The organism is Roseateles sp. P5_E1, from assembly GCF_054049335.1.
Genome location: NZ_JBFUMN010000005.1, coordinates 104,806 through 130,274 on the forward strand (window position 1 = coordinate 104,806; position 25,469 = coordinate 130,274).

Annotated in this window: 20 protein-coding genes, 1 pseudogene and 1 riboswitch; of the genes and pseudogenes, 15 read left to right on the plus strand and 6 right to left on the minus strand. The window is 68.8% G+C overall.

The genetic code is table 11. The annotated features are described in order from the left end of the window. The first annotated feature begins 394 nt into the window (after positions 1-394). Complete coding sequence (locus ACXJKJ_RS07595) at positions 395-1,105, plus strand: Hcp family type VI secretion system effector (protein WP_457389670.1); 711 nt, start codon at positions 395-397, stop codon at positions 1,103-1,105. On the opposite strand, the gene ACXJKJ_RS07600 is transcribed toward ACXJKJ_RS07595, so the two are convergent. Beyond that, positions 1,083-1,784: a phosphatase PAP2 family protein gene (locus ACXJKJ_RS07600; protein WP_457389671.1), complete on the minus strand. Its 702-nt coding sequence runs from the start codon at positions 1,782-1,784 to the stop codon at positions 1,083-1,085. The genes ACXJKJ_RS07595 and ACXJKJ_RS07600 overlap by 23 nt on opposite strands. A gap of 137 nt (positions 1,785-1,921) precedes the next feature. Here ACXJKJ_RS07600 and ACXJKJ_RS07605 point away from each other — a divergent pair, with 137 nt between their 5' ends. From ACXJKJ_RS07605 to ACXJKJ_RS07625, 5 genes are all read left to right on the plus strand, one after another. Beyond that, positions 1,922-2,908 carry a KpsF/GutQ family sugar-phosphate isomerase gene (locus tag ACXJKJ_RS07605; protein WP_457389672.1) on the plus strand — a complete coding sequence of 329 codons (987 nt, stop codon included), beginning with the start codon at positions 1,922-1,924 and terminating at the stop codon, positions 2,906-2,908. Between the two features lies 1 nt (position 2,909). After that, complete coding sequence (locus tag ACXJKJ_RS07610) at positions 2,910-3,491, plus strand: KdsC family phosphatase (RefSeq protein ID WP_457389673.1); 582 nt, start codon at positions 2,910-2,912, stop codon at positions 3,489-3,491. A gap of 50 nt (positions 3,492-3,541) precedes the next feature. Further along, a complete protein-coding gene (gene lptC / locus ACXJKJ_RS07615; protein ID WP_457389674.1) occupies positions 3,542-4,147 on the plus strand; it encodes an LPS export ABC transporter periplasmic protein LptC in 606 nt (201 codons plus the stop codon). Continuing rightward, entirely contained in the window at positions 4,144-4,917 is a 774-nt protein-coding gene (locus tag ACXJKJ_RS07620) for an SDR family oxidoreductase (protein WP_457319946.1), read from the plus strand. The genes lptC and ACXJKJ_RS07620 overlap by 4 nt, the downstream gene beginning before the upstream one ends. 223 nt (positions 4,918-5,140) lie before the next feature. Beyond that, positions 5,141-7,450: a DUF5916 domain-containing protein gene (locus ACXJKJ_RS07625; protein WP_457389675.1), complete on the plus strand. Its 2,310-nt coding sequence runs from the start codon at positions 5,141-5,143 to the stop codon at positions 7,448-7,450. Between the two features lie 70 nt (positions 7,451-7,520). Here the strand turns inward: ACXJKJ_RS07625 and ACXJKJ_RS07630 are convergent, their stop codons facing one another. After that, positions 7,521-8,069, minus strand: coding sequence for an RNA recognition motif domain-containing protein (locus tag ACXJKJ_RS07630; protein WP_457389676.1), 549 nt, complete (start codon positions 8,067-8,069; stop codon positions 7,521-7,523). Positions 8,070-8,303: 234 nt separating this feature from the next. On the opposite strand from ACXJKJ_RS07630, the gene ACXJKJ_RS07635 reads away from it, so the two are divergent. From ACXJKJ_RS07635 to ACXJKJ_RS07670, 8 genes are all read left to right on the plus strand, one after another. Then, on the plus strand, positions 8,304-9,203 hold the full coding sequence (locus tag ACXJKJ_RS07635; protein ID WP_457389677.1) for a hypothetical protein: 900 nt from the start codon (positions 8,304-8,306) through the stop codon (positions 9,201-9,203). Beyond that, positions 9,200-9,979: a helical backbone metal receptor gene (locus tag ACXJKJ_RS07640; protein ID WP_457389678.1), complete on the plus strand. Its 780-nt coding sequence runs from the start codon at positions 9,200-9,202 to the stop codon at positions 9,977-9,979. Before ACXJKJ_RS07635 ends, ACXJKJ_RS07640 begins: the two co-directional genes overlap by 4 nt. 45 nt (positions 9,980-10,024) lie before the next feature. Then, positions 10,025-10,666: a MarC family protein gene (locus tag ACXJKJ_RS07645; protein WP_056191866.1), complete on the plus strand. Its 642-nt coding sequence runs from the start codon at positions 10,025-10,027 to the stop codon at positions 10,664-10,666. Between the two features lie 4 nt (positions 10,667-10,670). Next, positions 10,671-11,696: an NAD(P)H-dependent flavin oxidoreductase gene (locus ACXJKJ_RS07650; protein WP_457389679.1), complete on the plus strand. Its 1,026-nt coding sequence runs from the start codon at positions 10,671-10,673 to the stop codon at positions 11,694-11,696. Further along, positions 11,684-12,352 (plus strand): two-component system response regulator CreB, encoded by a 669-nt coding sequence (gene creB / locus ACXJKJ_RS07655; RefSeq protein ID WP_056191863.1) that lies wholly within the window; start codon positions 11,684-11,686, stop codon positions 12,350-12,352. Before ACXJKJ_RS07650 ends, creB begins: the two co-directional genes overlap by 13 nt. Before the next feature lie 108 nt (positions 12,353-12,460). Then, positions 12,461-13,882, plus strand: a complete 1,422-nt coding sequence (gene creC / locus ACXJKJ_RS07660; protein ID WP_457389680.1) for a two-component system sensor histidine kinase CreC — start codon at positions 12,461-12,463, stop codon at positions 13,880-13,882. A gap of 59 nt (positions 13,883-13,941) precedes the next feature. Beyond that, entirely contained in the window at positions 13,942-15,234 is a 1,293-nt protein-coding gene (creD, locus tag ACXJKJ_RS07665; RefSeq protein WP_457389681.1) for a cell envelope integrity protein CreD, read from the plus strand. Between the two features lie 45 nt (positions 15,235-15,279). Continuing rightward, positions 15,280-16,929 carry a GMC family oxidoreductase gene (locus ACXJKJ_RS07670; RefSeq protein ID WP_457389682.1) on the plus strand — a complete coding sequence of 550 codons (1,650 nt, stop codon included), beginning with the start codon at positions 15,280-15,282 and terminating at the stop codon, positions 16,927-16,929. 37 nt (positions 16,930-16,966) lie between these two features. Here the strand turns inward: ACXJKJ_RS07670 and ACXJKJ_RS07675 are convergent, their stop codons facing one another. The 3 genes from ACXJKJ_RS07675 to ACXJKJ_RS07685 are packed head-to-tail and all read right to left on the minus strand — an operon-like array spanning position 16,967 to position 22,184. Further along, positions 16,967-18,379: an ATP-binding protein gene (locus tag ACXJKJ_RS07675; RefSeq protein WP_457389683.1), complete on the minus strand. Its 1,413-nt coding sequence runs from the start codon at positions 18,377-18,379 to the stop codon at positions 16,967-16,969. After that, positions 18,376-19,965, minus strand: a complete 1,590-nt coding sequence (locus ACXJKJ_RS07680) for a sensor histidine kinase (protein WP_457389684.1) — start codon at positions 19,963-19,965, stop codon at positions 18,376-18,378. The genes ACXJKJ_RS07675 and ACXJKJ_RS07680 overlap by 4 nt, the downstream gene beginning before the upstream one ends. Positions 19,966-20,024: 59 nt before the next feature. Next, entirely contained in the window at positions 20,025-22,184 is a 2,160-nt protein-coding gene (locus ACXJKJ_RS07685; protein WP_457389685.1) for a S8 family serine peptidase, read from the minus strand. A gap of 112 nt (positions 22,185-22,296) precedes the next feature. Next, a riboswitch (cyclic di-GMP riboswitch) is annotated at positions 22,297-22,387 on the minus strand. Between the two features lie 252 nt (positions 22,388-22,639). Here ACXJKJ_RS07685 and ACXJKJ_RS07690 point away from each other — a divergent pair. Next, positions 22,640-22,828 (plus strand): annotated as a pseudogene (locus ACXJKJ_RS07690) (GMC oxidoreductase); the annotation flags it as partial. 37 nt (positions 22,829-22,865) lie between these two features. On the opposite strand, the gene ACXJKJ_RS07695 reads toward ACXJKJ_RS07690, so the two are convergent. Next, entirely contained in the window at positions 22,866-25,292 is a 2,427-nt protein-coding gene (locus ACXJKJ_RS07695; protein WP_457389686.1) for a YCF48-related protein, read from the minus strand. Positions 25,293-25,469 lie beyond the last annotated feature (177 nt).

Genomic DNA, 25,469 nt, shown 5'->3' on the forward strand with positions numbered 1-25,469 from the left:
GGACCTGCTCACATGGCGGGAGTCGGATGCGTTGCCACCCAACAGCCCGCGAGCAAGGCGCGAAACGAAGCTGGGGTAGGCCCCAGCGAGGCTTCGCAACGCCGCGCGCGGGCTGTTGGGCGGCAACCCTGCGGGAGAGGGGCTGCGCGGGCGCACAGCGTTGTTGCGCGCATCGCCCGGGCATGCAACCCGGGCTTCAGCGCGACGCCTAGCCGTACACCCGCGCAGTCCCTCTCGCACCGATTCCCGTCATGTGAACAGGTCCCTGTGCGGCGAGTCTAGGACGCCCGTTCCCTCCTCGACTCTGTGGAAACCCTTTGCATCGTGGGGATGGCGGGCACCCCCGCTCTTGCCCAGCATCTCTGCGCCCATTCCGGGCGCAAGGAGATTCGACATGGCTTCTGGTTTCAAGCAGGCCTGGCGGGTGGCAGTGCTCGCCATCGGTCTGGCCACGGCGGGCCTCGCCCAGGCCGCCAACGACTATTTCCTGCACATCGACGGCATTCCCGGTGAATCGACCGACAAGGACCACAAGGACTGGATCGACATCGAAAGCTTTTCCTGGGGCCTGACCCTGGTCAGCAGCGGGGGCATCGGCAAGGCCAGCTTCTCCGACCTGGCCTGGACCCAGCATGTCGACGTCTCGATTCCCAAGTGGTTCCTCGCCGTCGCGACGGGCAAGCACGTCAAGACGGTCACGCTAGACGTGGTCAAGGTATCCACCGGCCGCAACGACTCCTTCTTCCAGATGATCTTCAGCGACACCCTGGGCAGCAGCCTGCACATCAGCGGCGGCGGCGGCGGCAGCGAACTCTTCGCCAGCGCGTCCATGACCTCGGGCGACACCGTGAAGCTGCGCTATCGGCCCCAGGACAACAAAGGCGGCTTCGGCGCCTGGGTGGAGGGCAGCTTCAACCTCAAGACCAACTCGGCCACGGCCGTCTTCAGCGGCGACGAGACGGTGCTGCTGGGCCTGTTCGGCTCCGGCGGCAGCGTCGCGTTTGACGCCGGCGCGGTCACGCCGGTGCCGGAACCGGCGAGCGCCCTGTTGCTGCTCGGGGGCCTGGCCGCCTTGGCCGCTCTCAGGCCGCGGCGCCGCGCTTGAAGCGCCACGGCCGGACCTGGGCGGCGGCCACGGTCACCGCCCAGCAGATCCAGCCCGTCCACATCGTGTGGCTGGGGTAATGCGCACCGCGCAGCATCTGCCCCACGCCATAGACGACGCCCAGCAACACACAGGCCAGCACCCAGGCGCGCGCAGCCCGCGGGTAGGCCCGCGCCAGCGCCCAGCCGCCGCAGAGATAGGCGAAAGCCGCGCTCGCATGGCCGGAAGGGAAGCAGTGCCCGCCACCGCCGTCATGCGCACCCAGCACCCAGTGGGAGATGTAATGGGCCACACCGCCAAACTCGGCCAGATCCCAGGGGCAGCTCGTCAGGCTGAAGCGCTTCATCAGCGAGATGACGGCCAGGCAGATCAGTGTCGTCACCAGCCACCAGCGCCGCTCCGGCCGGCTCAGCGCGGGCAGCAGCCGAGGCACCAGATTGAGCAGCACGATGAAGCCCATGGCCAGGTAGGAGACCAGCCGCCCGCCTTCGTGGATCAGCACCCGCGTGACCCAGGCCTCGCGCAGCGCGAAACCGTTGGCGTCGCCGCCCAGGCGGACCGCCCAGAGGTCGAGATGGCTGAGGTCCCAGGCCAGCAGCGCCAGCAGGGCCAGGGCCAGCGCCAGTGCGCCGGCCGGCAAGGCGGCGCGCGCGGATCGATCTAATGGCTTGGTCGGCATAGGCCGGCATTGTCCGGTGGCGCCGAAACCACCAGGCTTGCTGCTTGCTGGCGTCTCACGCGCGCTCTGACCTGCCCCGCGAAGAGGCTGAATGCCACGCCGGTTACCCCGCGTGAGCCCTTGTCTACACTGGCCTCATGAGTTCTCCCGTCTTTGCCGCCGAGCGCGCTGTGCGCATCGGCCGTCAGGCGCTCGAGGTCGAGGCCCGTGCCCTCGCCGAGCTGGCGCCCCGCCTGGGCGACGCCTTTGCGGGCGCCGTGCAGCTGATGCTGGCCTGCCGCGGCCGCGTGGCCGTCATGGGCATGGGCAAGAGCGGCCACGTGGGCCGCAAGATCGCCGCGACGCTGGCCTCCACCGGCACGCCCGCCCTCTTCGTCCACCCCGCCGAGGCGGCCCATGGCGACCTCGGCATGGTCACCAGCAGTGACGTCGTGCTGGCTCTCTCCAATTCCGGCGAGAGTGACGAGCTCAACGCCATCCTGCCCGTGCTCAAGCGCCTGGGCATTCCCATCGTCGCCATGACGGGGCGGCCGCAGTCCAGCCTGGCCGCCCATGCCGACATCGTGCTCGACAGCGCGGTCACCGAGGAGGCCTGCCCGCTGCAGCTCGCGCCCACGGCCAGCACCACGGCCCAGATGGCCCTGGGCGACGCCCTCGCCGTGGCCCTGCTCGACACCCGCGGCTTCAAGGCAGAGGACTTCGCCCGTTCCCACCCCGGCGGCACTCTGGGCCGCAAGCTGCTGACGCACGTGCGCGACCTGATGCGCAGTGGCGACGCCCTGCCCCGCGTGGCGGCCGACACCGGCTTCACCGACCTGATGCGCGAGATGAGCGCCAAGGCCCTGGGCATGGCCGTGATCGTCGACAGCGACGATCACGTCCTTGGCATCTTTACGGACGGCGACCTGCGCCGCCTCGTCGAGCAGGGCCGCGACCTGCGCGCGCTGACCGCCGCCGAGGTCGCCCATGCCAAGCCGCGCACCGTCGGCGCCGAAGCCCTTGCCGTGGACGCGGCCGACCTGATGGAAGCCGCGCGCATCACCGTCGTCCTGGTCGTCGATGCCGAGCAGCGCCTGCTGGGTGCCATCAGCATCAACGACCTCATGCGTGCCAAGGTGATCTGACGTGAAGCCAGCGCTGAAATTCCCTCCCGAGCTCCTCGTCAAGGCGCAAGGCCGCGGCCTGGCGATCAAGCTGGCCATCTTCGACGTCGACGGCGTGCTGACTGATGGCCGCATCTACATCGGCGAGCATGGCGAAGCGTTCAAGGCCTTCAACACGCTCGACGGCCACGGCCTGAAGTCGCTGCAGCAGGTGGGCATCACGCCGGTCATCGTCACCGGCCGCGACAGCCTGGCCGTGCGCCGCCGCGTCGCCGACCTGGACCTGCAGCATGCCGTCTACGGCGCGCGCGACAAGCTTGCCGCCGCCGAGCCCCTGCTCAGCGCACTCGGCGCCAGCTGGGACGAAGTCGCCGTCATGGGCGACGACTGGCCCGACCTGCCGCTGATGATGCGTGCCGGCTTCGCCTGCGCACCACCCGGCGCTCATGCCGAGGTGCTGGCCATCGCCCACCATGTCACGCGCGCCGCCGGTGGCTACGGCGCGGCGCGCGAGTATTGCGATGTGCTGCTGATGGCCGCCGGCCATTACGAGCGTCTGCTCAACACTCATCACGACACGCTGGACGGGGGCAAGGCCTCGTGACACCGGTTGCATTGCCGGCACCGCTGCCGCGCCGCCAGAAGCCCAGGCCCATGCTGTGGCGGCTGCAGAGCCTGCTGTCCAACTACCTGCCGCTGCTGCTGATGGCCGCGCTGGCCAGCGCAACCTGGTGGCTGGTGAAGAACACGCCGCTGATCGACGCACCGGGCGAGGTCGCGGCACCGCGCCATCTGCCCGACTACCGCATGGCCAACTTCGAGATCCAGCGCATCGGCGCCGATGGGCGGCTGCATGTGCAGATCGCCGGGGCCGAACTGCGCCATTACCCGGACACCGACACTGTCGAGATCGACGAGGTCCGCGTGCGTGCCATCGGGCCGGACGGCAGCCTGGCCATCGCCGACGCCAAGCGCGCCCTCAGCAATGGCGACGGCAGCGACATGCAGCTGCTCGGCAACGTCCACCTGCGCCGCCTGCCACCTGGCGCCGGCGAGAACGCGCCGGCCCAGCTCGAGGTGCGCGGCGAGTTCCTGCAGGCCCTGTCCAACAGCGAGATCCTGCGCTCGCACCTGCCGGTCACCATCCGCCAGGGCAGCTCGACGCTGCACGCGCAGAACTTCGAGTACCGTCACCTGACCGGCCAGGTCCACTTCACGGGCAGGGCGCAGGGGCAAATCATCTCCAAGGCCCCGAGATGAGCGAGCTGGTCTTCATCACTGGCGCATCCAGCGGCATCGGCCAGGCCCTGGCCCTGCGCTACTACCGCGACGGCGCACGCCTCGCACTGGTCGCGCGCCGCACCGCCGAGGTCGAACGCTGGGCGGCCGAGCAGAAGCTCGACGCGGCCCGCTTCAAGGTCTACGGCGCGGACGTTGCCGACCTGGACGCCATGGCCCGCATCGGCCGCGAGTGCATCGCCGCGCAAGGACTGCCGGATGTGGTCATTGCAAACGCTGGCATCAGCATCGGCATGGACACGGCCCACTTCGACGACCTCGAGGTGATGCGCCGCACCTTCGAGACCAACAACGTCGGCCTGGCCGCCACTTTCCACCCCTTCGTCGCGGCGATGAACGAGCGCCGCTCGGGCACGTTGGTCGGCGTGGCCAGCGTCGCGGCCATCCGTGGGCTGCCGGGGCATGGGGCCTACAGCGCCAGCAAGTCCGCCGTCGTCGCCTACTGCGAAAGCCTGCGCGGCGAATGCCGCCCCTTCGGTGTGAGCGTCGTCACCCTGCTGCCGGGCTATATCGACACACCACTGACGCGCGGCAACCGCTACAGCATGCCCTTCCTGATGCAGGTCGACGACTTCGCCGACCAGGCCGTGCGCGCCATCCGCGCCCAGGTCAGCTACCGCGTCATTCCGTGGCAGATGGGTGTACTGGCCAAGCTGCTGCGGATATTGCCCAACTGGCTCTACGACCGGGCACTGGGCAGTCGGCCGCGCAAGAAGCGGGCGAGCGAATAGGGCTGTTCACGGCCCGCGCGCCGTGGCTACACTGCGCGCCTTCGACCCGAGAGCTGCCGATGCAGCTGAGGAGGACATCATGGCCAAGGTGCTTCATCCCTGCTAAGCCCGCGCGCTGAACATCGTTTCAGCGCCGCCCGCTCGCTGCTGCACGTCCACCGCTGACGTCGCCAGCCCATTGATTCCTGCGGCCCCGTTCGGCGGCCGACCTCGGACGATATTCATGACTTTTCGCCTTCTCGGCTCGGGCATGGCCCTGGGCCTTTGCGCCCTGGCCCTGCCCGCCTGGGGCAACGCCCCCGAACTTCAACAGCCTACCGCCCTGCGCCTGACTGCCAGCGAAGCCACGCCTGTCATTGACGGGCAGCTGGATGACGCGGCCTGGCTGCGCGCGCCCGTCTACGAACGCTTTGCGCAGTTCCTGCCCGCCGACAAGCAGGCCGCGCGCTGGCGAACGACGGTGCAGGTTCTCGTCACCGAGGACGCCCTCATCTTTGGCATCCGCGCCTGGGACCCCGAGCCCGGTCGCATCCGCGCCCCGCTGGCCCGACGCGACCAGGTCAAGGCCGACCAGGACTTCGTCTCCGTCTTCATCGACCCCGTCGGCCATCGCCGCACGGCTCAGTACGTGCGAGTCAGTGCGGCCGGCGGCGTCGAGGACGGCCTGTTCGCGGCCGAAGAGGACACCGAGGACTCGGCGCCAGACTTCGACATCCATGCCGCCGCGACCCGCCTGCCCGACGGCTACAGCATCGAGCTGCGCTGGCCCATCGCGGCGCTCAGGTTCCCGCACGACGGCGGTGCACCCTGGCGCATCATGGTCGCGCGCAACATCCCGCGCGACGACCGTACGCTCAACGTCAGCTCGCCGGCTCTGAACAAGGACGCGCTGAGCTTCATCGCCGAGCTGCAGCCGCTCGATGGCCTGGGCGATCTGGTAGAACAGGTGCGCGAACGCAGCTTCATCGGCTTTCGGCCCGAGCTGACAGTGCGCTCGACGCGCGACAGCAGCGACGAGAGTGGCACCCGCCGCACGCGCAAGGCCTCGCTGGGCGCCGAGTTCAAGTGGCGGCCGCGCGCTGACTGGGTGCTGGACGCGACGCTCAATCCCGATTTCTCCCAGGTCGAACTCGACGCGCCCCAGCTCGCCGGCAACACGCGCTTTGCGCTCAGCGTGCCCGAGAAGCGCCCCTTCTTCCTGGAGAGCGCCGACGTCGTCGGTCCGACCCAGCCCGACGAATCGGGCGAGAACCGCAGCCTCGCGGCCTTCTACACGCGCGCCATCACCGACCCCGACTGGGGCCTGCGCGCCACCTGGCGCGGCGCTGGCGCCGAGGCCACGGCCCTGAATCTGCGCGACGCCGGCGGCGGAACGGTGTTGCGCGCCGGTGCCTTTGCGACGCGCAGCGGCGTGCAGCCACGCGGCTCCCAGGCCAGCTTCGCGCGCGGCCGCACGCAACTTGGCGACCTCGGCCTGGCGGGCCTGGTGTCGCTACGCGACTTTGGCAAGGGGCTGACGACCCAGGTCATCGGCAGCGACGCCGTCTGGCGTGCCGGCGACAACGACCAATGGCGCGGCCATCTGCTGCTGTCCGATACGACGCTGGGCCTGGACGCCGACGGCCAGGTACTGCGCGTGAGCCGCGAACGCGGCCACCGCGCCTGGGCGGCCTGGCGCCACCGGGATGCCGACTGGGCGGCCAACGTCAACGTCGAGGAGATCAGCCCTCGCTTTGCCAATGACAACGGCTTCGTCAACCAGAGCGGCATTCGACGTGCGTCGGCCTTCGGCTATCTGCGCCTGGGGCCACGGGAGTTCGCCGGCATCGACATGCACGACCACGAGGTGCAGCTGAAAGTTCAGGAGACACGCACCCTGGCCGATCCGCTGCTCGGCGTCGCGGCAGGCCAGGTCGTCGACCGCCTCTTCCAGCCAGGCTTCTGGTTCGCCGCCGCACGCAACACCGGCGTTTGGGGCCACGTTGGCCTGGACAGCCACCGCGCCCGGAGCGGCGGCCCGCTGCATGCGACGCGCACGCTGCTGATCGGCATCGAATCCAACCCGGGCGAACTGCTGAACTACGTGGATGCCGAAGTGGAATGGGGCCGGCGCCTGGATGTCGACGCCGATCGCGTGGGCCTGGGCGCGCAAGCCCAGATCCAGGCCCAGATGCGCCTGCCGCTGCCCGCCGGGTTGTGGCTGGAGTTCGAGCAGCGCTTCGGCCTGGCCTGGATTGACGCGCCCGACGGGCGCCGCGCCTTCACGGACCGCAGCGCCCAGAGCTTGGTCGTCTTGCACCTGAGCCCGCGCGATTCCCTGCGGCTCATCCAGCAGCAGACCCGCTTCAACCGCCGCGCCGACACCGGCACGACCTTGGCTACGCAGGACGACAGGGCGCGGGTGCTGTCGGTGATGTTCCAGCACCGTGTGGGCCTGAGCCGCATCATCAGCCTGGGCCTGAACCGGGCACGTGAACAGCCGGGTGCCGTGCGCGCCAGCGAGGTTTTCGCCAAGGCGACGCTGGGGTTCTAGAGATGCACCACCAGAAAAGACAAAGCGCCCGAAAGGGCGCTTTGCTCAGATCTCTTGCGAGGTTGTGGGATCAATAGCCGCCGGAACGGCCACCGCCGCCGTAGCCACCGCCGCCACCACCGTAGCCGCCGCCACCGCCGGAGCGGCCACCGCCGCCGCCGCCATAGCCGCCGCCACCGCCGGAGCGGCCACCGCCGCCACCACCGTAGCCGCCACCACCACCGTAGCCGCCGCCACCGCCGCTGCTACCGCCGCCGCCGTAGCCGCCGCCGGAACGGCCACCACCGCCGCCGCCGCCGTAGCCGCCACCACCACCGAAGCCGCCACCGCCGGAACGGCCACCGCCGCCGCCGAAGCCGCCCGGACGCTCTTCACGAGGACGAGCCTCGTTGACGACGATGGCGCGGCCTTCGAGGGCCTGGCCGTTCATGCCGTTGATGGCTGCTTGCGCCTCAGCGTCCGAACCCATTTCGACGAAACCAAAACCCTTGGAACGGCCCGTCTCGCGGTCCATCATGACCTTCGCGGAGGTCACCGTACCAAATTGACCGAACGATTCTTGCAGCGATTCGTCACGCACGCTGTAGGCCAGATTGCCCACATAAAGCTTGTTTCCCATGGGGAAGCCCTTCTCTACTCAAAACCAAAAAACCATGTGGAGCTTCAACCCTACGTGAACCATTCAAGCGAAGGTGCGGCGTCCAGACACAGGCAATTGATTATGGTGGCGGGGTAAAGAGATTGCGGAACGCCACTCCGGCAAGTGTTGTTTTTCAGAGCTAGCACAAACCCTGGCGCCTGGGAGCCATCACGGTCCCGTCATCGATACCATCGCCCCGCCCCACCCGAATTCATGACAACCAGCCTGCTCGTTCCCCTCACCCGCGTGCTCGCCAGCGTCGACGCGCCGCGCAATCTGCGCGCCCTCTATGCACTGCTGGCCGGTTTTTGCGCCGCCGGCCTGCTGCTGGCCATGGCCCAGTCAGCCTTGGCGCGCGATCAAGGCCTCTTGAGCGCGCTCTGGGTGGGGCTGGCCTTGGCTGTCGCTTTTTTCAGCGTCAATGCGACGGGTCTGATGCTGATGGACCAGGCGCGCGGCCTGCCCGTGCGCGACCCCCAGGACGCGCTCTCGGACGCCCTGCGCAGCGGCCATCGCGTGCTGCTCGCCCTGTTGGCCTGCCTGGCCCTGGCCGGCGCGGCCGCCCTGGTGCTCGCCGGGCTGCTGTGGGCGACGCATTGGCCGGTCGTCGGCGCGCCTCTGCTGGCCGTCGTGCTGCCGGCTGGCGTGCTGGTGCTGGGCGGCATCAGCTTCGTCCTGGTCGTTCTCGTCGGACCTCTGGCGGGGCCAGCGGTGTGGGCGGGGCGGCGCAGCGCCGGCGTGCTGGTTTTTTTGCGCGAGCGCCTGCGTCACGGCCTGCCCGAAACGGCGCTGCTGATGGCCGCCGTCTACCTGATGACGGCGCTGGCCACGGCGGCCGTCAGCTTCGTCGTCGTCAGCGGCGGGCGGATGGTGGCCGGCCTGGCCATCCTCGGCGCGGGTGTGGAGCTGCCCGCCAACCAGTTGCTGGCCGGCGTCAYGGGCTTGGGGCCGCGCGGCCTGGGCGCCAGTGGCGTGCCGCTGCAGGGCGGCGCGCTAGGCCTGGCTGCATTGATCGGCGGCGGCGTCGTGTTCGCCATCGCCCTGGTGCTGCCGACCCTGGTCTGGCTGCGCGGCTGCTGTGCCGTTTATCTGGCAGTGACCGAAGCGGAATGACGTCGCCCCGAATCGCGTCGCTCGTGCCAAGCGCGACGGAGACGCTGGTGGCCTTGGGGCTGGGCCATCGCTTGGTGGCCCGGACCGGTTTTTGCATCCACCCCGCCGAGGTGGTTGCCACCGTTGCCAAGGTGGGTGGCACCAAGGACGTGAACCTGGCCAAGCTGAGAAAGCTCGCACCCACCCATGTCATCGTCAACGTGGACGAGAACCGGCTGGAAACCGCCGAAGCGCTGCGGGAGTTCGTACTCGAGGTCATCGTGACCCACCCGAGCCGGCCCGAGGACAACCTGGCGCTGTTCGAGCAGTTGCGCGCTGCCTTTGCCGACCAGCCGGGCGTCAACGAACGCGCCGCGGCGCTGTCGGCTGAGTTCAACGCCGCGCTGGCGCGCTGCCGTGAGCGCGCTTGGCCCGGCGAGAACGTGCTCTACCTGATCTGGCGCGACCCATGGATGACGGTGGCGCGCGACACCTATGTCTCGACGCTGCTGGTCGAAGTCGGCTGGCGCACCTGGCCCGACGTGCTGGGCGGAGAGCACGGCGCCGGCCGCTACCCTGCGCTTGCGGGCGATGAAGCCTGGCTTCGCGACATCGACCGCGTGCTGCTGAGCTCCGAGCCTTATCGCTTCGGTGCTGCGCATATCGCCGCGGCGCAGGCGCTGTGCCCGCAGGCACGCGTGCAGTTGGTCGACGGCGAACTGCTCAGCTGGTGGGGTTGCCGCGGCGCGGCAGGGCTGGACTATCTGCGCACCCTGCGCGAACACGCAGAGGCTTGAGTTTTTCGGCCTTGACAGCATCGGGGCCCGCCACAATCAGTCGCCATGGACATCTACAAGCCCCTCGTCGCGCTGTTGGCCATCGTGAATCCGGTTGGCGTGGTGCCCTTCTTCATCCATTTCACGTCCGCCTTTTCGCGCACGCAGCGGCGCAAGACCATCCTCGTCAGCGCCAGCACGGCCGGCATCGTCATCGCGCTGAGCGCGCTGTTCGGGCTGAAGATCATCGAGTTCTTCGGCATCTCGCTGGCCAGCTTCCAGGTGGGCGGCGGCTGCCTGCTCTTGATCAGCTCGCTGCAGATGCTCAACGCCCAGCCGGCCGAGGCGCGCAAGGAGGATGTGTCGGAGGGCAACACCAAGGCCGACGCCGGCGCCAGCATCGCCGTCGTGCCGCTGGCCATCCCGCTGCTGACCGGCCCGGCCACCATCTCCACCATGGTCATCTACGCCGACAAGACGCGCGTCTGGTGGGAGTTGGCCGTGCTTTGCGGCTATGGCGTTGTCGTCGCCCTCGTCACCTTCGTGGTCTTCTCCGCGTCCAGCAAGATCGCCAAGGTGCTGGGCCAGACCGGCATCAACATCATGACGCGGCTGATGGGCCTCATCCTCGCCGCGCTGGCGGTGGAGCTGCTGGCCGACGGCCTCATCAAGCTTTTCCCGGTGCTGGCCGCACGAACCGTGGGGTGACCACATGAGCCTGTTTGACCTGCCTCCCATCTGGATGGCGCCGATGGCCGGCGAGGCGTCCAGCGCCGCGCTGGTGGCCGCCGTGAGCGCAGGCGGCGGCTTCGGCCAGCTCGGCGCGGCCTACCTGACGCCGGCACGCATCACCGAGATTGCCGCCGACATCCGCGCGCGCACCGGCCAGCCCTTCGGCATCAACCTGTTCTGCCCGCAGCCCTGGCTGCGCGACGACAGCGCACTGGACGCCTACCTCGCCCGCCTGGCCGCCTGGCACTCCGAACTGGGCCTGCCAGCGCCGGCGCGGCCGGAGCGCTTCGAGGAGGACTTCGACACCCAGCTTGAGGCCACCATCGCCGCGCATCCCGCCGTCATCAGCTTCGCCATGGGCGACCCCGGCGTGGCGCGCGTGGCAGCGTTGAAGGCACAGGGCTTCACCGTGCTCGGCACGGCCACGCAGGTGGCGGAAGGCCTGCTGCTGCAGGCCAGCGGCGTGGATGCCGTCATCGCCCAGGGCTACGAAGGCGGTGGCCACCGCGGCGGCTTCCTGGGCAGCGCGGAAGGCGCGCTGATCGGCACGATGGCGCTGGTGCCCCAGCTCGTCGACGCGCTGGATGTCCCGGTCATCGCTGCCGGCGGCATCGCCGACGCACGCGGCGTTGCGGCGGCGCAGGCGCTGGGCGCCAGCGCAGTGACGGTCGGCACGGCTTTTCTGCTGGTCGACGAATGCCCACTGTCGCCGCCCTACCGCGCCGCCCTGCTGACCGCGAGCGACGCCGATTCGACGCTGACGCGCGCCTTCTCCGGCCGCCTGGCGCGCGGCGTGGCCAACCGCGTCACGCGGGAGCTGGAGGGCATCGTCCTGCCCGCCTTCCCGCAGCCCAACGCGGCCAGCCGACCGATGCGCCAGGCGGCGGCCAGGGCCGGCCGGGCTGACTTCATCAGCCTCTGGGCCGGTCAGGCGCTGCCGGTCAACCGTGCGCCGGGTTCGGCTGCGCAGCTCGTCGCGAGCTTGGCCAAGGGTTGGCGCACTTGATCCTGCTGCTGGAAGACGACCCGGCGATTGCGGACACCGTCGCGTTCGCGCTGCGGCGCGAGGGCTTCGTCGTCGAGCACTGCGCCTGGCTGGCTGAGGCCCGCGAGCGCCTTCGCGCGGCACCGGCGCCCGAGCTGCTCATCCTCGACATCGGCCTGCCCGACGGCCACGGCCTKGACCTTTGCCGAGAGCTGCGCAATGGCCCGCTCTCCCGCCTGCCCGTCATCGTGCTGAGCGCGCGCAGCGAGGAGATGGATCGCGTGCTCGGCCTGGAGCTGGGCGCCGACGACTACCTCGCCAAGCCTTTCAGCCCGCGCGAGCTGGTCGCCCGCGTGCGCGCCCTGCTGCGCCGCGCCCAGGCCGCGCCCGCGCCAACGCTGGGCTTCACGGTCGACGGTACGCGAGTCAGCCTGGACGGCGTGCCGCTCAACCTCACCAAGCTGGAGCTCGGCCTGCTGACGCATCTGCTGCGTGCCCCGCAGCGCATCCACAGCCGCGACGCGTTGCTGGACGCCGTCTGGGGCAGCAGCGCCGAGAGCACAGACCGCACCGTGGACACCCACATCAAGACGCTGCGCGCCAAGCTGCGCGAGGCGGCGCCGGCGCGCGACCCCATCAAGACGCACCGCGGGCTGGGCTATTCATTGGAACCATGACCAGCCGCCAACCGCCCATGAACACAGCCACAGAGGCACAGAGACACAGAGGACAAGCCTGCTTCTCCGTGTCTCTGTGCCTCTGTGGCTTTGTTCGGAGTTCCTGACGTGCGGCTGGGGCTCAGAGTCTTCTTCGGCTTCTTCCTGATCGCCGGCCTCAGCGCAGTGCTACTGCTGAAAGTCTTCCTGGCCGAGGTCAAGCCCAGCGTGCGCGAGGTCATGGAAGACCTGATGGTGGACACCGCCCATCTGATGGCCGAGACCGCCGCCGATGAGATGGGCGCCAACGGCCTCAAGCTCGACAGCCCTCTGGCCGCGCGGCTGCAGCGCTATGTGAAACGTGAGGTCGACGTACCGATCTGGGGTTTGCGCAAGCAGAGCCTGGACCTGCGCATCTATGTGACCGACGCCCACGGCCGCGTCGTGCTCGACTCCGGCCAGCCCTCGGCCGTGGGCCAGGACTACTCGCAGTGGCGCGACGTGGCGCTGACGCTGCGCGGCGACTATGGCGCGCGCTCGACGCGCTATTCCGCGGACGACCGCAGCACCATCCTCGTCGTCGCGGCGCCCATCCTCAAGGACGGCCGCACGCTGGGCGTCGTCAGCGTCGCCAAACCGGTGGCCAGCGTGCAGCGCTTCATCGACCGCGCCGAGCGCCGCGTGTTCTGGGCTGGCGCCGCACTGCTGGCCGCCAGCCTCATCGTCGGCGTGACGGTGACGCTGTGGCTGGTCGCCTCGGTGCGGCGGCTGCGCCGCTATGCCCAGCAGGCCCAGGCTGGCCAGGCCATTGCACCGCCGGCCATGCCAGGTGAATTGGGCGATCTCGCCCATGCCATGGACGACATGCGCCGCCGCCTCGAAGGCCGTGAGCAGCTCGAACACGACGTGCGCGCACTGACGCATGAACTGAAGAGCCCGCTGGCCGCGCTGCGCGCCAGCGGCGAGCTGCTGCAGGACGAGCTGCCCGCCGCCGACCGCCAKCGCTTCGCCGCCCAGGTGCTGGACCAGACCGCGCGGCTGCAGACGCTGGTGGAGCGCGTGCTGGCACTGTCGCAGCTGGAGGCCCAGGTCGGGCCGGGCGAGCGCCAGCGGATCACCTTGGCCGACTGGGCCGAAGGTCAACTCGAGCGGCAGGCGTCACGCCTGGCGCAGAAAGGCTTGAACGTCACCTGGACGGCGCGCGAGGAAGCGATCGTCAAAGTGGACACGGCGCTGCTGGAGCTGGCCCTGGGCAATCTGCTCATCAATGCCATCGACTTCGCACCGGACGGCTCCATGCTCGAACTGGCCGTCAGCACAACGGCGACGACCGCACGCCTGACGCTGCGCGACCGAGGCCCCGGCGTGCCAACGGCGGCGTTTGCCCAGTTGGGAAAACGCTTCTTCTCGACAGCCCGGCCCGGCAGCCTCGTCAAGGGCTCGGGCCTGGGCCTGGCCATCGCGCGCCGCGTGGCCGAGCTGCATGGCGGCTGGCTGGCTTTCGAGGCGGCGGAGCCCGGGCTGCGCGTCAGCTTGGTTCTTCCGCGCTGACTTCACGCTCGCTTCACACACTTCGTTGTCTGCTCACCACCGCTGGCGATGCTGCCGGCATGAACAAGCACCCCCTCTTCCTCAAGCTGGTCATCCTGGCCGTCATCACCCTGCTGCTGGTCGTCGTGCTCGGCGAGATCCGCGGCCTCGCGCATGAGCGCCAGGCTCGGCAGCGCGAGGCCGAACAAAACGTCGAGCAGTCGCTGGCGGGACCGCAGACGCTGCTGGGCCCCATCCTGCTGCGCCAATGCACCGAGACCTGGGCGCCTTACAAGGATGGCGTCCAGACCCGCAACTTCGCGCATCGGCTGCCCCCTGCCCAGCTGCAGGTCAGCGGCGACCTCGTCCCCGATCCCCGCCATCGCGGCCTGTTCAAGGTCAACACCTATGCCGGCAAGCTGACCCTGCTGGCACGCTGGGAGGAAACCTCCGGCTTGACACCCAGGCCCGACAACGCCGGCGGCCGCGTCGAATGCGGCGACGTCATCGCGATGTTCTCAGCCAAGGACGCTCGCGGCCTGCGCAAGGTCACCCTGACGCGCGACGGTCATGCGCTGACCGTCAGGCCCGGCACGCTGGACGCCGCCTATCCCTCGGGCCTGCATGCCATCGTTCAGACCCCGCCTCCCGGCGAGCGCCTCGAGCTGAAGCTGGTCGTGGACCTGGCCGGCACGCAGAGCCTGGCCCTCGTGCCCGCCGCCAGCGACACGACCATGACGCTGGAATCCAGCTGGCCGCACCCGAGCTTCGGCGGGCGCTTCCTGCCCACGGGCAGCGACGTCAGCGACGACGGGTTCAAGGCGCGTTGGCAGGTCACTGAACTGGCCAGCGGCGGCGTCGCCGACGTGATCGCCGGCAACGGCAACCTGGACACGCTGAGCGTTGACCTGATCGACCCCGTGAACCCTTACGTCATGAGCGACCGTGCCATCAAGTACGGCCTGATGTTCATCGCGCTGACCTTCGTCACCGTCGGCCTCACGGAGCTGTTGACTGGCCGGCGCGTGCACCCGGTGCAATACCTGCTCGTCGGCCTGGCGCTGAGCCTGTTCTTCCTGCTGCTGCTCAGCCTGTCGGAGCACCTGTCCTTCCTGGTGGCCTACCTGATCGCCTCGGGCGCGGCCGCCGCGGTGCTGACGCAATACGCCGCGGCCATGCTGGGCGGCTGGCTGCGCGGCGCGGCCTTCGGCAGTGGCATCGCGTTGCTCTACGGCGCGCTGTACGTGCTGCTGAGCCGCGAGCAGGCGGCCCTGGCCATCGGCGCCATCCTGTTGTTCACCGTGCTCGCCACCGTGATGACGCTGACGCGCAAGCTGGACTGGTACCGCCTGGGGAGCGCCAACGCCGAGTGACGTACGCTTGGGGTTTCGCCCTTCGCATGCCCAGCTAGCGCCTCAATGTCCCGACAAGGTTTCGACTACATCATCGTGGGCGCCGGCACCGCCGGCTGCCTGCTCGCGAACCGGCTCAGCGCCAACCCGGAGAAGCGCATCCTGCTCATCGAGGCCGGCGGCAAGGACGACTACCACTGGATCCACATCCCCGTCGGCTACCTCTACTGCATCGGCAACCCGCGCACCGACTGGTGCTTCAACACCGAGGCCGAGGCCGGGCTGAACGGCCGCAGCCTGCGCTACCCGCGTGGCAAGGTGCTGGGCGGCAGCTCCAGCATCAACGGCATGATCTATATGCGCGGCCAGAGCCGCGACTACGAGCACTGGGCCGAGGCGACAGGTGATGACACCTGGCGTTGGGAGCGCGTGCTGCGCGCCTTTCGCAAGCACGAGAACCACTGGCGGCTGGACACGCCCAAGACCGCACCCGAGGGTTTTGCCGCCGTGCACGGCCACAAGGGCGAGTGGCGGGTCGAGCAACAACGCCTGCGCTGGCCCATCCTCGACGCCTTTGCCGCCGCCGCCGCCCAAGCCGGCATCCCGGCCACGAGCGACTTCAACGCCGGCAACAACGAGGGTGTGGGCTATTTCGAGGTCAACCAGAAGAAGGGCTGGCGCTGGAACACGGCCAAGGCCTTCCTGCGGCCGACCACCTTTGGGCGGCCCAACTTCGAGCTGTGGACGGGCGCCCAGGTGCGCAAGCTGCGCCTGCTCAAGGATGACACGGGCCTGCGCTGCAGCGGCGTCGAGGTGCTGACACCTCATGGCGTCGAACAGCCCTGGCTCAACGTCGGCGGCGAGGTCATCCTGGCCGCTGGCGCCATCGGCTCGCCGCAGATCCTGCAGCTCAGCGGCCTCGGCCCGGCCGACCTGCTGCAGAGCCTGGGGCTGACGGTCGAGCAGCACCTGCCGGGAGTGGGCGCCAATCTGCAGGACCATCTGCAGATCCGTGCCGTCTACAAGGTGGACGGCGCGAAGACGCTGAACACGCGCTCGGCCTCGCTGCTCGGCAAGGCCATGATCGGCCTGGAGTACGCGCTGCGCCGCAGCGGCCCGATGAGCATGGCGCCCAGCCAGCTCGGCGCCTTCACGCGCAGCCACCCCGACAAGGTCTGGCCCGACCTGGAATACCACGTGCAGCCGCTGTCGCTGGATGCCTTCGGCGAACCGCTGCACGGCTTCAACGCCTTCACGGCCAGCGTCTGCAACCTCAACCCGACCAGCCGCGGCACGGTGCTCGCCACCTCGCCCGACGCGACGGTGGCGCCGGCCATCCGGCCCAACTACCTGTCCACCGAGGCGGACCGGCACGTCGCGGCCGAAAGCCTGAAGCTGACGCGCCGCATCGTGTCCCAGCCGGCGCTGGCCGGCTTCAAGCCGGAGGAATACAAGCCGGGCCCGCAGTTCCAGACCGACGAGGAACTGGCGCGGCTGGCCGGCGACATCGCGACGACCATCTTCCACCCCGTGGGCACCTGCCGCATGGGCCGCAAGGACGACCCCGGCGCGGTGGTCGACTCGCGGCTGCGCGTGCGCGGCGTGAGCGGGCTGCGCATCGCAGACGCGAGCGTGATGCCGACGATCACGAGCGGCAATACGAATTCGCCGACATTGATGATTGCGGAAAAGCTGGCGGGGTGGTTGGCGCAGTAGCCGTTCGGCGCACCGACCTGGGCCCCAGTCACCGCGCTCAGCCCGGCGTCGCCTCGGCGCGCCGCATCGGCAGCGTGACGCGGAACGTCGTGCCGCTGCCGACCTGGCTGTGCACGTCGATGCGCCCGGCGTGCTTTTGCACGATGCCGTAGGACAAGGACAGCCCGAGCCCTCTGCCCTGGCCGACCGGCTTGGTGGTGTAGAAAGGCTCGAAGATGCGCCCGAGCACTTCTTGCGGCATGCCGCAGCCCGTGTCGGCCACTTCCAGCCACACATGCGCGTCGCCTTCACAACCGGTTCGAAGCGTGATCGTGCCGCGCACCCCGCTATCGATCGCATGGGCTGCGTTGACGACCAGGTTCAGTACCACCTGGTTGATCTGCGACGGCATGCAGTCGACGTCCGGCAACCGGCCGAACTCCCGCACCAGGTCGGCCTTGTGCTGCACTTCGCCAGCGACCAGGTTGAGCGTGGATTCGATGCCCGCGTGCAGGTCGACGCGCTGCCATTCCTGCCCGGCGTCGACGCGTGAGAAATCCTTCAGGTCCTGCACGATCTGGCGAACCCGCATCAGGCCCTCGCGCGACTCCTGGATCAGCGCCGGCATATCGTCGTGCAGATAGTCCAGGCCCACCTGCTCCCGCTGTGCTGCAAGCGATGCGGCCAGGCTCGCGGGCAGCTGGTCCTCGGCCGCGCGGTAGGCGCCGAGCAGCCCGAACAACTGTTCCCGGTAGGTATCCAGCGTGCCGTGGTTCGCAAAGACATAGCCAATCGGGTTGTTGATCTCGTGCGCCACCCCGGCGGCGAGCTGCCCGATGGACGCCAGGCTCTGCGATTGCACCAGCTGGGTCTGCAGCTGCTTGCGCTCCGTGATTTCCGCCTGCAGCGCCGCGTTCGCCTGCGTCAGCTGGGTGGTACGCGCGGYCACCGCAGCTTCCAGCTGATCGATCTGCGCGGCAGCCTGCTGCGTGGCCTGCCATTTCGCAGCCAGCGCGTTGGCCAGCTGGCTCACCTCGATGTTGTCGAAGGGCTTCTTCAGGATGAGCAGCCGGCCGCGGGTGTCCAGGCGCTGCAGCACCTCCTCCCATGAGGCGTCGGAGTAGGCGGTGCAGAAGACCACCTGCAGCCTCGGGTCGGCCTGCCAAAGGCGCTCGACCGTCTCCACGCCATCCCACCCGGGCGGCATGCGCATGTCGACGAAGGCCACCGCATAGGGCCGGCCCTGCGCCAGCGCCTCGACCACGCGGGCCAGGCCTTCCTGGCCCTGGTAGGCCGAGTCGAGCTCGAAGGGCTGGGCAGCTGCGGTGATCTCGTCGCCGAACAATGCCGCCTTGGCGGCTTCCAGCGCCGACGCGGCGCCGAGCTCGGGCGCCAGGATCTTGCGGAAGTCCGCATGGATCGTCGGCATGTCGTCGACCAGCAGGACGCGACGGTTCTCGAAGGAGTTCATGCCTGGGTGTCCGTGGCAGCGGTCAGGGGTAGCTCAAGCGTGAAGGTGGCCCCGGTTCCGGGGCCGTCACTGTGGGCAGTCAGCGTACCGCCCATCTCCTGAGCTGCCAATACGCAACTGTGAAGGCCAAAACCGTGGCCGTCCTGCTTGGTCGTGAACCCGTGCGCGAAGATGCGCGTGAGATTCTCCGGCGCGATGCCGCAACCGTTGTCGGCAACAGCCACCTGGAGGCGATCGCCTTCAACCGCCCGTACCCGCACCACGATGCATTGCCCGACGTTGGGCGGCGCCTGCAGCACCGCATGGCGCGCGTTGCCAATCAGGTTCACCAGGATCAGCAGCGTGCGGTGCTTGTCCAGCATCAATGCCGGCACATCCTCGAACTCGCGCTCCACGCGCAGAGGGCCGATGCCACCGGTATCGATGCGCAGCGCATCTTCGATCAAGTCGGTGATGCGGGTCGATTCGACCATGCTGGACGCGCCGGCGTAGGACTGCTGCGTCGCCACGATTTCCTTGATATGGCGCACGCTGCGCGTCAGCGCCGCCAGCTCGTCAAGGATCTGCTGGCGCTCCTCGGCCACCGCCACCGAGAGTTGCTTCAGATAGCCTGGCAGCAGCCGCCCGCGCGCGTCGCGGGTGAGGTAGTCGCCCAGGTCCTGCGCATGCGCGTCCAGCAGCGCCACCGCGCGGGCCAGCCCAGCCGCCTCCGAACCGCGGACCTTGCCACTGATCAACTCGGCCGACACATTGACGCTGTTGAGCACATTGCCCACGTTGTGCAGCACGTTGGTGGCGATCTCGGCCATGCCCGACTGGCGCGCGTTCTCCAGCGCCTGCTTCTGCGCCAATTGCTGCTCGCGCGCCTTGCGCACCGCTTCGGCCGCTTCCTCGCGGCGAAAGAAGAAGTGGCCGGTCGTCAGCAGGATCACGATGATCGGCGTGGCCGCGACGACGACGACGATGCCCGACTGCCGGAAGCTGAGGAACAGCAATGTCGCCACCGAGGCGTTGCCCGCGTAGGCGATGCCAAGCCAGCCGAATGCGTCGACGAATGCCCGGACCGACAGCGGCTCGTTGCGCTTGAGCCGTGGCACTGCCGTGGCCATCACGGTGTTCAGCACGAAGTAGGCGAGCGCAAACAGGATCGCGCCCAGCAGGATCAGGCTGTCGCTCTCCAGTTGATGGTTGCGCAATTCGCCCAGTGCGACGTGCAGCACCGTGCCGGCGCTGAACATGGCAATGGCCGCCATCGCGGGGCTGGCGATGCGGCTGGTCCAGCGCTTGGAGGTGCGCCAGGCGCCGACCAGCGCTTCCGCTGCCGACGCCACGGCCGCGGCCTCCGGCCCGTTCAGCAGCAGCAGCAGGAAGATGAAGATCTCGCCAGCGGTGAACGAGTTCGTTGAACGCGGAATCCGCACCGGCACCAGCCCGGCCAGCATCGCCAGCAGCGTGCCGCCCACCACGCGCAACCAGGCATCCGGCGAAAGGCTCACGACGTGGCGCAACGAGTGCGCGAGCACCACCACACCGATGCAGACCACCGCCCACCAATACACCGCCGCCTTGCGGTTGTAGTCCGGCATCAGTGCCTGATGGACGCGCCGAGGCCAGCTCACTCCGGGCTCGGCGCCTGCAGCAACCATCATCGTTCGCCGGTGCGGGCAACTTCGCTGAGCACGACACCCTCGCTGAGCACCACGCCCTCGCTCAGCACGACACCCTCGCTGAGCACCACGCCTTCGCTCAGCACCACGCCTTCGCTGAGGACGACCCCTTCGCTGAGGACCACACCCTCACTGAGGACGACGCCTTCGCTGAGCACCACACCGCTGCCCGATGCCAGCCAGCCGGAAAGCGTCGCGGTGGGGACGAAGACGCCCGTGCGACCCAGCAGCGAACTGCGGCCGACCAGCGAATTCAGCGTGATGACGCCGTCGGTCAGGAAGCGCTGCCCCGTCGGCACGGGAGACGCCGTGATCGTCGACAGCGCCGCGCCGGGGCGGATCTGGACAGTAACGCGCGTCGCGCTGCCGCCCACCCAGAACAGGCCCGGGTCGTACACCGGCTGGTAGCGGGTGAAAAGCGCGCTGCCGCTGTAGAGGTGGCGCCCGCCGGCGAAGATGATGCGACTCCAGGGCACCGACTGACCGCCGATGATCGACACCGGCGCGGGCATCACCTGGCCCGGCGCCAGCAGCGGCGCACCCGCCGCGATGCGGCCGCTGGCGATGACCGTGGCGAGATCGCTGCGCAGCGCACCGGCCAGCCGCACCGCGCCGTCGACGTTCAACAGGCCCGCGCCCTGCTGCAGCAGGTTGGCGCCCGGCAGGGCCTGCGCGGTGTACTGCAGGATCGCCTTCACCAACGGGGGCGTCAGGCCGGGGTTGGCCTGCAACATCAGGGCCACGGTACCGGACACCACCGGCGCAGCGACCGAAGTGCCGCTCAGGTCCATCAGCCCGCGGCCCCGCGGCTGCGCCGTGCCGCCATAGGGCGCCGACAGCGAGGGGAAGTCCGTGGCGAGCGTGCTGCCGGCCGCCATCGGGCCGACGATGCGATTGCCCGGAGCCACCAGGTCCGGCTTGAGCAGGTTGTCGGCGACGCGGCGCCCGTCGGGCAGGAACAGGCCGCCGCGGGTGGGCCCGCGGGAACTGAAATGGTTGACTGCGTCGTCGCTGCGCGAGGCCGTCGCCTGCGTGTTGGCCGACCCCACGGTGATGACCGAGGGCTCGTTGCCCGGCGAGCTGATCGTGCCGTAGCGCTCCTGGCCGGAAGCGTCCGTGCCGTAGTTGCCGGCGGCAACGACCACCACGAGGCCGGCTGCGCTCGCGCCGCGCAGAGCGCCGCACAGCGGGTCGGTCCGATACGACTCGGTCGAATCGGCGGCAAGGCTCACGTTGAGCACGCGGATGTTTTGCTGCTTCGCATGCGCGATGACCCAGTCGATCCCGGCCAGCACATCGCTCAGCTCGCCTTCGCCGCGGCTGTCAAGCACCTTGACGTCGACCAGCGAGGCCTGGGTCGCAATGCCGCTTGACTCGGGCAGACGCGACGTCGAGCGGCCTGCGGCGACGCCCGCGACATGCGTGCCGTGGCCATATGCATCCGCCCCGCCCGCCGCTTGGGGGCGTTCATCGAGCGCCGCGTCGGATCGGTCGACGCCGGGCTGCCAGGCGCGGCCCGCGCCGCCTTGCGTCACCTTCTCAAAGTCGACGGCGCGTGCGACCCGCGAGCGCTGGCCATCGGTGAACGCGGTGTGGTTCCCAGCGATGCCCGAATCCAGCACGGCGATGGCGACGCCCGAGCCGTCCAGGCCCCGCGCCGCGCCGATCGTGGCGGCACGCACGTCGGCTGCGCCGGTGGAGGCCTCGGTCAGGCTGAACGTGCGGGCCGCGCGCCGGTTCGGCGAGATGCTCTGCACGTCCGGCCGCGCAGCGAGCGCGTCAACCTTGTCAACGGGCAAGGTCACGAAAAGCGCCGGCACCGACTGGTAGCGCCAGTAGACGGTGCCACCCGCCGCCACGACCGCGCGGCGGAGCTCGACCAGCTCGGCGTCCCGCCCGTCGCTGACGACCAGGGTGTGCACGTAGCGGCGACCAGCCAGTTCCTGTTGCCAGCGCTGGCGAGGCGCAGCGGCCGAATCGACGGCCTGACGCAAATCGGCGGCAATCTTGTCGCGCGGCGCTGCTTGCGCCAGTGCAGGCCACAGCAATGCAGCCAGCGTCAGCAGCAGCGCAAGCGCCGCGTGCAGGCGCCACTCGATCAGAACTACGAATCGAAGAGGGAGCGTGGTGGACTTCATGGACAGCTTTCGTTGTTGCGCTGATTCCTACGCACACGCCCGGTCGGGCGTCGCGCCGCATCCCGGCGACGGAAGAGCTGCCATGTCGACGGCGACCTGCCGGCGGCTTGTCCTTGGCAACCCCGCTGTCGTAACCCGCCAGGCGGGCCTTAGACCGGAAGCTTTGCGACCCCGGCTTTCGCTCGGGTGTGCCTTTGTCATCAGTGAAAAAAATGTATCTGAAATCGCGGCGTAACGCTGTGAACAAGTGGCGCTTCCAGTACCGTCTGGCCACCGTTACACATCGACGATCCGGCCATGAATGCAGCACCGTCCAAATAGGAAGGCATGCGCCGATCGACGCAAGCCATGTCAGGGTGCCCAGGCCTCAGTCTTGCGCTGCAGCAGCTGACGCTGGCGGCGGCCGTAGTACCAGACCGACGAGGAACTGGCGCGCGATATCAACAACCATCTAGCCCGTGGGCACCTGCCGCATGGGCCGCATGGACGACCCCGGTGCGGTGGTCGACTCACGGCTGCGCGTGCGCGGCGTGAGCGGGCTGCGCATCGCGGATGCGAGCGTGATGCCGACGATCACGAGCGGGAATACGAATTCGCCGACATTGATGATTGCGGAGAAGTTGGCTGGGTGGTTGGTGGGGTGAGCCGCGCTTCGCCGGCCCGCCGCCGCGCGCCGGCCAGCTAACGACCACCGTTGCCGGTAGCCAGCACTGTCCCCGCCTCACCTTCGATCCAGGCCGTCTTGCTGTCCACCACCTGGATGCGCCACAGGTCGCGGTCTGCCTGCGTGGGCTGTCTGACCCACGTCTTGCCGCCATCCGTGGTGGCAACAACCATGCCCCCACGGCCGACAGCCCATCCGTTGTTGGCATCGGCGAACGCAATGTCAGCGAACTGCCCGCTGACGCCCATCACCTCGGTCCAGGTGGCGCCAGCGTCGTCCGAACGGTACAAGCCGAAGGTTTGCGCGGACCACCAGGTCTTGGCATCGCTCGCGATGACTTTGCTGCGCGTGTTGAACGGCGATTCAACGTTGGGCGCGAGAACCGTCCAGGTCTGGCCATCGTCCACCGTACTTGCCAGCAACGTGCGAAGTCCATAGATGACGATCTGTCGCCCGTCTCCGAAGAACAGCCCACCTACGCTCACCGTCTGCGGCGGTGACAGGGTCATCCACGTCTGGCCGCCATCGCGGGTAAACACCAGCCCGCGCCGATCGGTCGGCTCGCCCCAGCCACGGTTGGCGTCGACGAAGTCGAATCGCACCAGGCCCCCATGAACTAGCTGGCCATCACGCCATGTGGCGCCGCCATCCGACGTCTTGTACAGGCGGCCGTCGCTCTGCAGCATCCAGCCGATCTTGTCGTCGACGAAGCGCAGCGCCGTGTTGGTGGCCGTGGAGGGCAGGCCCGTGCTCGGCTTGGTCGTCCAGGTTCGCCCGCCGTCGCTCGTCTGGCGCAGTTGGCCCGTCGCATCCAGACCAAGGCCGCGCTTGGCGTCGAGGAAGGCGAGTTTCATGGAGTACTCGCCAAACCAGGGCGACGAGGGAAGGTCGTTGCGCAGCAGAGCGGCGTCGACCGCGATCGTCCAGTTGCGTCCTCCGTCGGTCGACAGGAAGGCGCGCCCGGTGCTGTCCTGCATGCTGAAGACGTTGCCATCGACCTGACGAAGGCGCTTGAAGGCCGCATAGGTGGGTTTGCTGAGGCCCTCCACCGATGCGGAGGACCACGTTTGCCCTCCGTCACCGCTCCAGGCCAGACCGCGTTCTGCGTACTCGCCTCCCAATTCGGATGGCCGCCAGATAAAGGGGCCCTGTGACGGCACCAGCACCGTCGTGCCGACGGCCAGGGCTCCCTCGCCGGTGGCGCCCAGCGCAGGCAGCCGCACGGTGCTCCAGTGCGTTCCGCCGTCGTTGCTGGAGATCAGCGTCCGATTGTCGAGGCTGGCCAGCAGCACCTGGTCCGCTGCGCTCGCCCGGATGATGCTCAGCCTGTTGCCCACCGGCATCGCGGCGCCATCAAGGGTGCTCGGGTCGACGCGGCGCCAGCTGTCACCGCCGTCAAAGCTCAGGAGGAGCGTATAGGTTGTTACCCAGCTCACCGTGGCCGGGTCGAACGTCGACAACACCCATCCGGCAGCCACGGTCTGGTCGTCGACCAGGTTGAAGAACGCGCTACCGCCATTGCCATGAGCCAACAGGTCGAGCACGACCGTGCTGGTCCGTCCGAAGTCCGTGGAGCGTCTCAACTCGGCACCGGAGAAACCCCAGAACGTCCCGCGCGATGAAATGTCGCTGAGAAAAAAATCGTGCCGCGCCCAGGTTGCGCCCCCATCGGTCGTGTGCAGGCCCGTGGTGCCGACGATAGCGATCTGATCGTCGACCGCCACCAGCCGACTGCCAAAGCCGGCTCGCAGCGCAAGGGGCACGGGGGCCGTGCGGCTCCATGTCTCCCCACCATCGGTCGTGCGGAGCAACGTGGGCTCGTCACCCATGACCCAGCCGTGCTTCGCCGAAGCGAAACTGACGGCCCTCAGCGCTTTCGTGGAACCGCTGGCCTCAGTCGACCAGGTGACGCCGCCATCCGTGCTCCGGGACAGCTCGCCATGCTCTCCCGTTACGAACAGCGAGGTCTTGGATGCAAAGAAGCTGTCGGTGTGCACATTGCCATGCGGTAACGGCTGCTGCCAGCACCAGCCGCCATCGCCTGTCTTGGAGCATTGCAGGCCCCTGACGTTGTTCAGGTTGGTGATGCTGACGCGGACGACCTCCGTCTTTGATGCGCCTGCAGCGTTGCTCACTGTGAGCTTGACGTCGTAATCGCCACCCTTGGCGTACTGATGCTTCGGACTGGTCTCGGTGCTGGTCTTGCCGTCACCGAAATCCCAACCAAAGCTGAGGCCCGCCGTCGAGGGCGCGCTGCTGCCAAACTGGAGCTCACTGGTCGACTCGGCCGTCGCCGGTGCCGTGACGCTGAGGGTATCTGGCAAAGGGGTCGGCGGTGTGGGAGGCTCGCCGCCGCTCCCACCACCGCCGCCACATGCGCTCAGCAGCGCCGCTGCAACCAGCGCACCCCACCAGCTCGGCAATTTCCTGTTCAGTGTTTTCATTCGCACTCTTCGGCTGATATTTGCTAATCAGTCTATCCGTGCAATAGGGCACGAAACGATGTGTCTATTTCCCGTCAGTTAGCAAAAGGCCAAGCAAAGCATCACGCTGCAGACACGGCCGGCTAGGTGCGGCCGGCATGCAATCTCCGTGAGGCCGACGGCCGCGACAATCACGGC

Bases quoted from the DNA above. Each gene is read 5' to 3' on its own strand.
- ACXJKJ_RS07650 (WP_457389679.1), top strand. From the start codon at position 10,671: ATGAGCCTGTTTGACCTGCCTCCCATCTGGATGGCGCCGATGGCCGGC.
- creD (WP_457389681.1), top strand. From the start codon at position 13,942: ATGAACAAGCACCCCCTCTTCCTCAAGCTGGTCATCCTGGCCGTCATC.
- ACXJKJ_RS07670 (WP_457389682.1), top strand. From the start codon at position 15,280: ATGTCCCGACAAGGTTTCGACTACATCATCGTGGGCGCCGGCACCGCC.
- ACXJKJ_RS07640 (WP_457389678.1), top strand. From the start codon at position 9,200: ATGACGTCGCCCCGAATCGCGTCGCTCGTGCCAAGCGCGACGGAGACG.
- ACXJKJ_RS07630 (WP_457389676.1), bottom strand. From the start codon at position 8,069: ATGGGAAACAAGCTTTATGTGGGCAATCTGGCCTACAGCGTGCGTGAC.
- ACXJKJ_RS07685 (WP_457389685.1), bottom strand. From the start codon at position 22,184: ATGAAGTCCACCACGCTCCCTCTTCGATTCGTAGTTCTGATCGAGTGG.
- ACXJKJ_RS07625 (WP_457389675.1), top strand. From the start codon at position 5,141: ATGACTTTTCGCCTTCTCGGCTCGGGCATGGCCCTGGGCCTTTGCGCC.
- ACXJKJ_RS07595 (WP_457389670.1), top strand. From the start codon at position 395: ATGGCTTCTGGTTTCAAGCAGGCCTGGCGGGTGGCAGTGCTCGCCATC.
- ACXJKJ_RS07680 (WP_457389684.1), bottom strand. From the start codon at position 19,965: ATGCCGGACTACAACCGCAAGGCGGCGGTGTATTGGTGGGCGGTGGTC.
- ACXJKJ_RS07600 (WP_457389671.1), bottom strand. From the start codon at position 1,784: ATGCCGACCAAGCCATTAGATCGATCCGCGCGCGCCGCCTTGCCGGCC.
- ACXJKJ_RS07620 (WP_457319946.1), top strand. From the start codon at position 4,144: ATGAGCGAGCTGGTCTTCATCACTGGCGCATCCAGCGGCATCGGCCAG.
- ACXJKJ_RS07695 (WP_457389686.1), bottom strand. From the start codon at position 25,292: ATGAAAACACTGAACAGGAAATTGCCGAGCTGGTGGGGTGCGCTGGTT.
- ACXJKJ_RS07605 (WP_457389672.1), top strand. From the start codon at position 1,922: ATGAGTTCTCCCGTCTTTGCCGCCGAGCGCGCTGTGCGCATCGGCCGT.
- ACXJKJ_RS07645 (WP_056191866.1), top strand. From the start codon at position 10,025: ATGGACATCTACAAGCCCCTCGTCGCGCTGTTGGCCATCGTGAATCCG.
- lptC (WP_457389674.1), top strand. From the start codon at position 3,542: ATGCTGTGGCGGCTGCAGAGCCTGCTGTCCAACTACCTGCCGCTGCTG.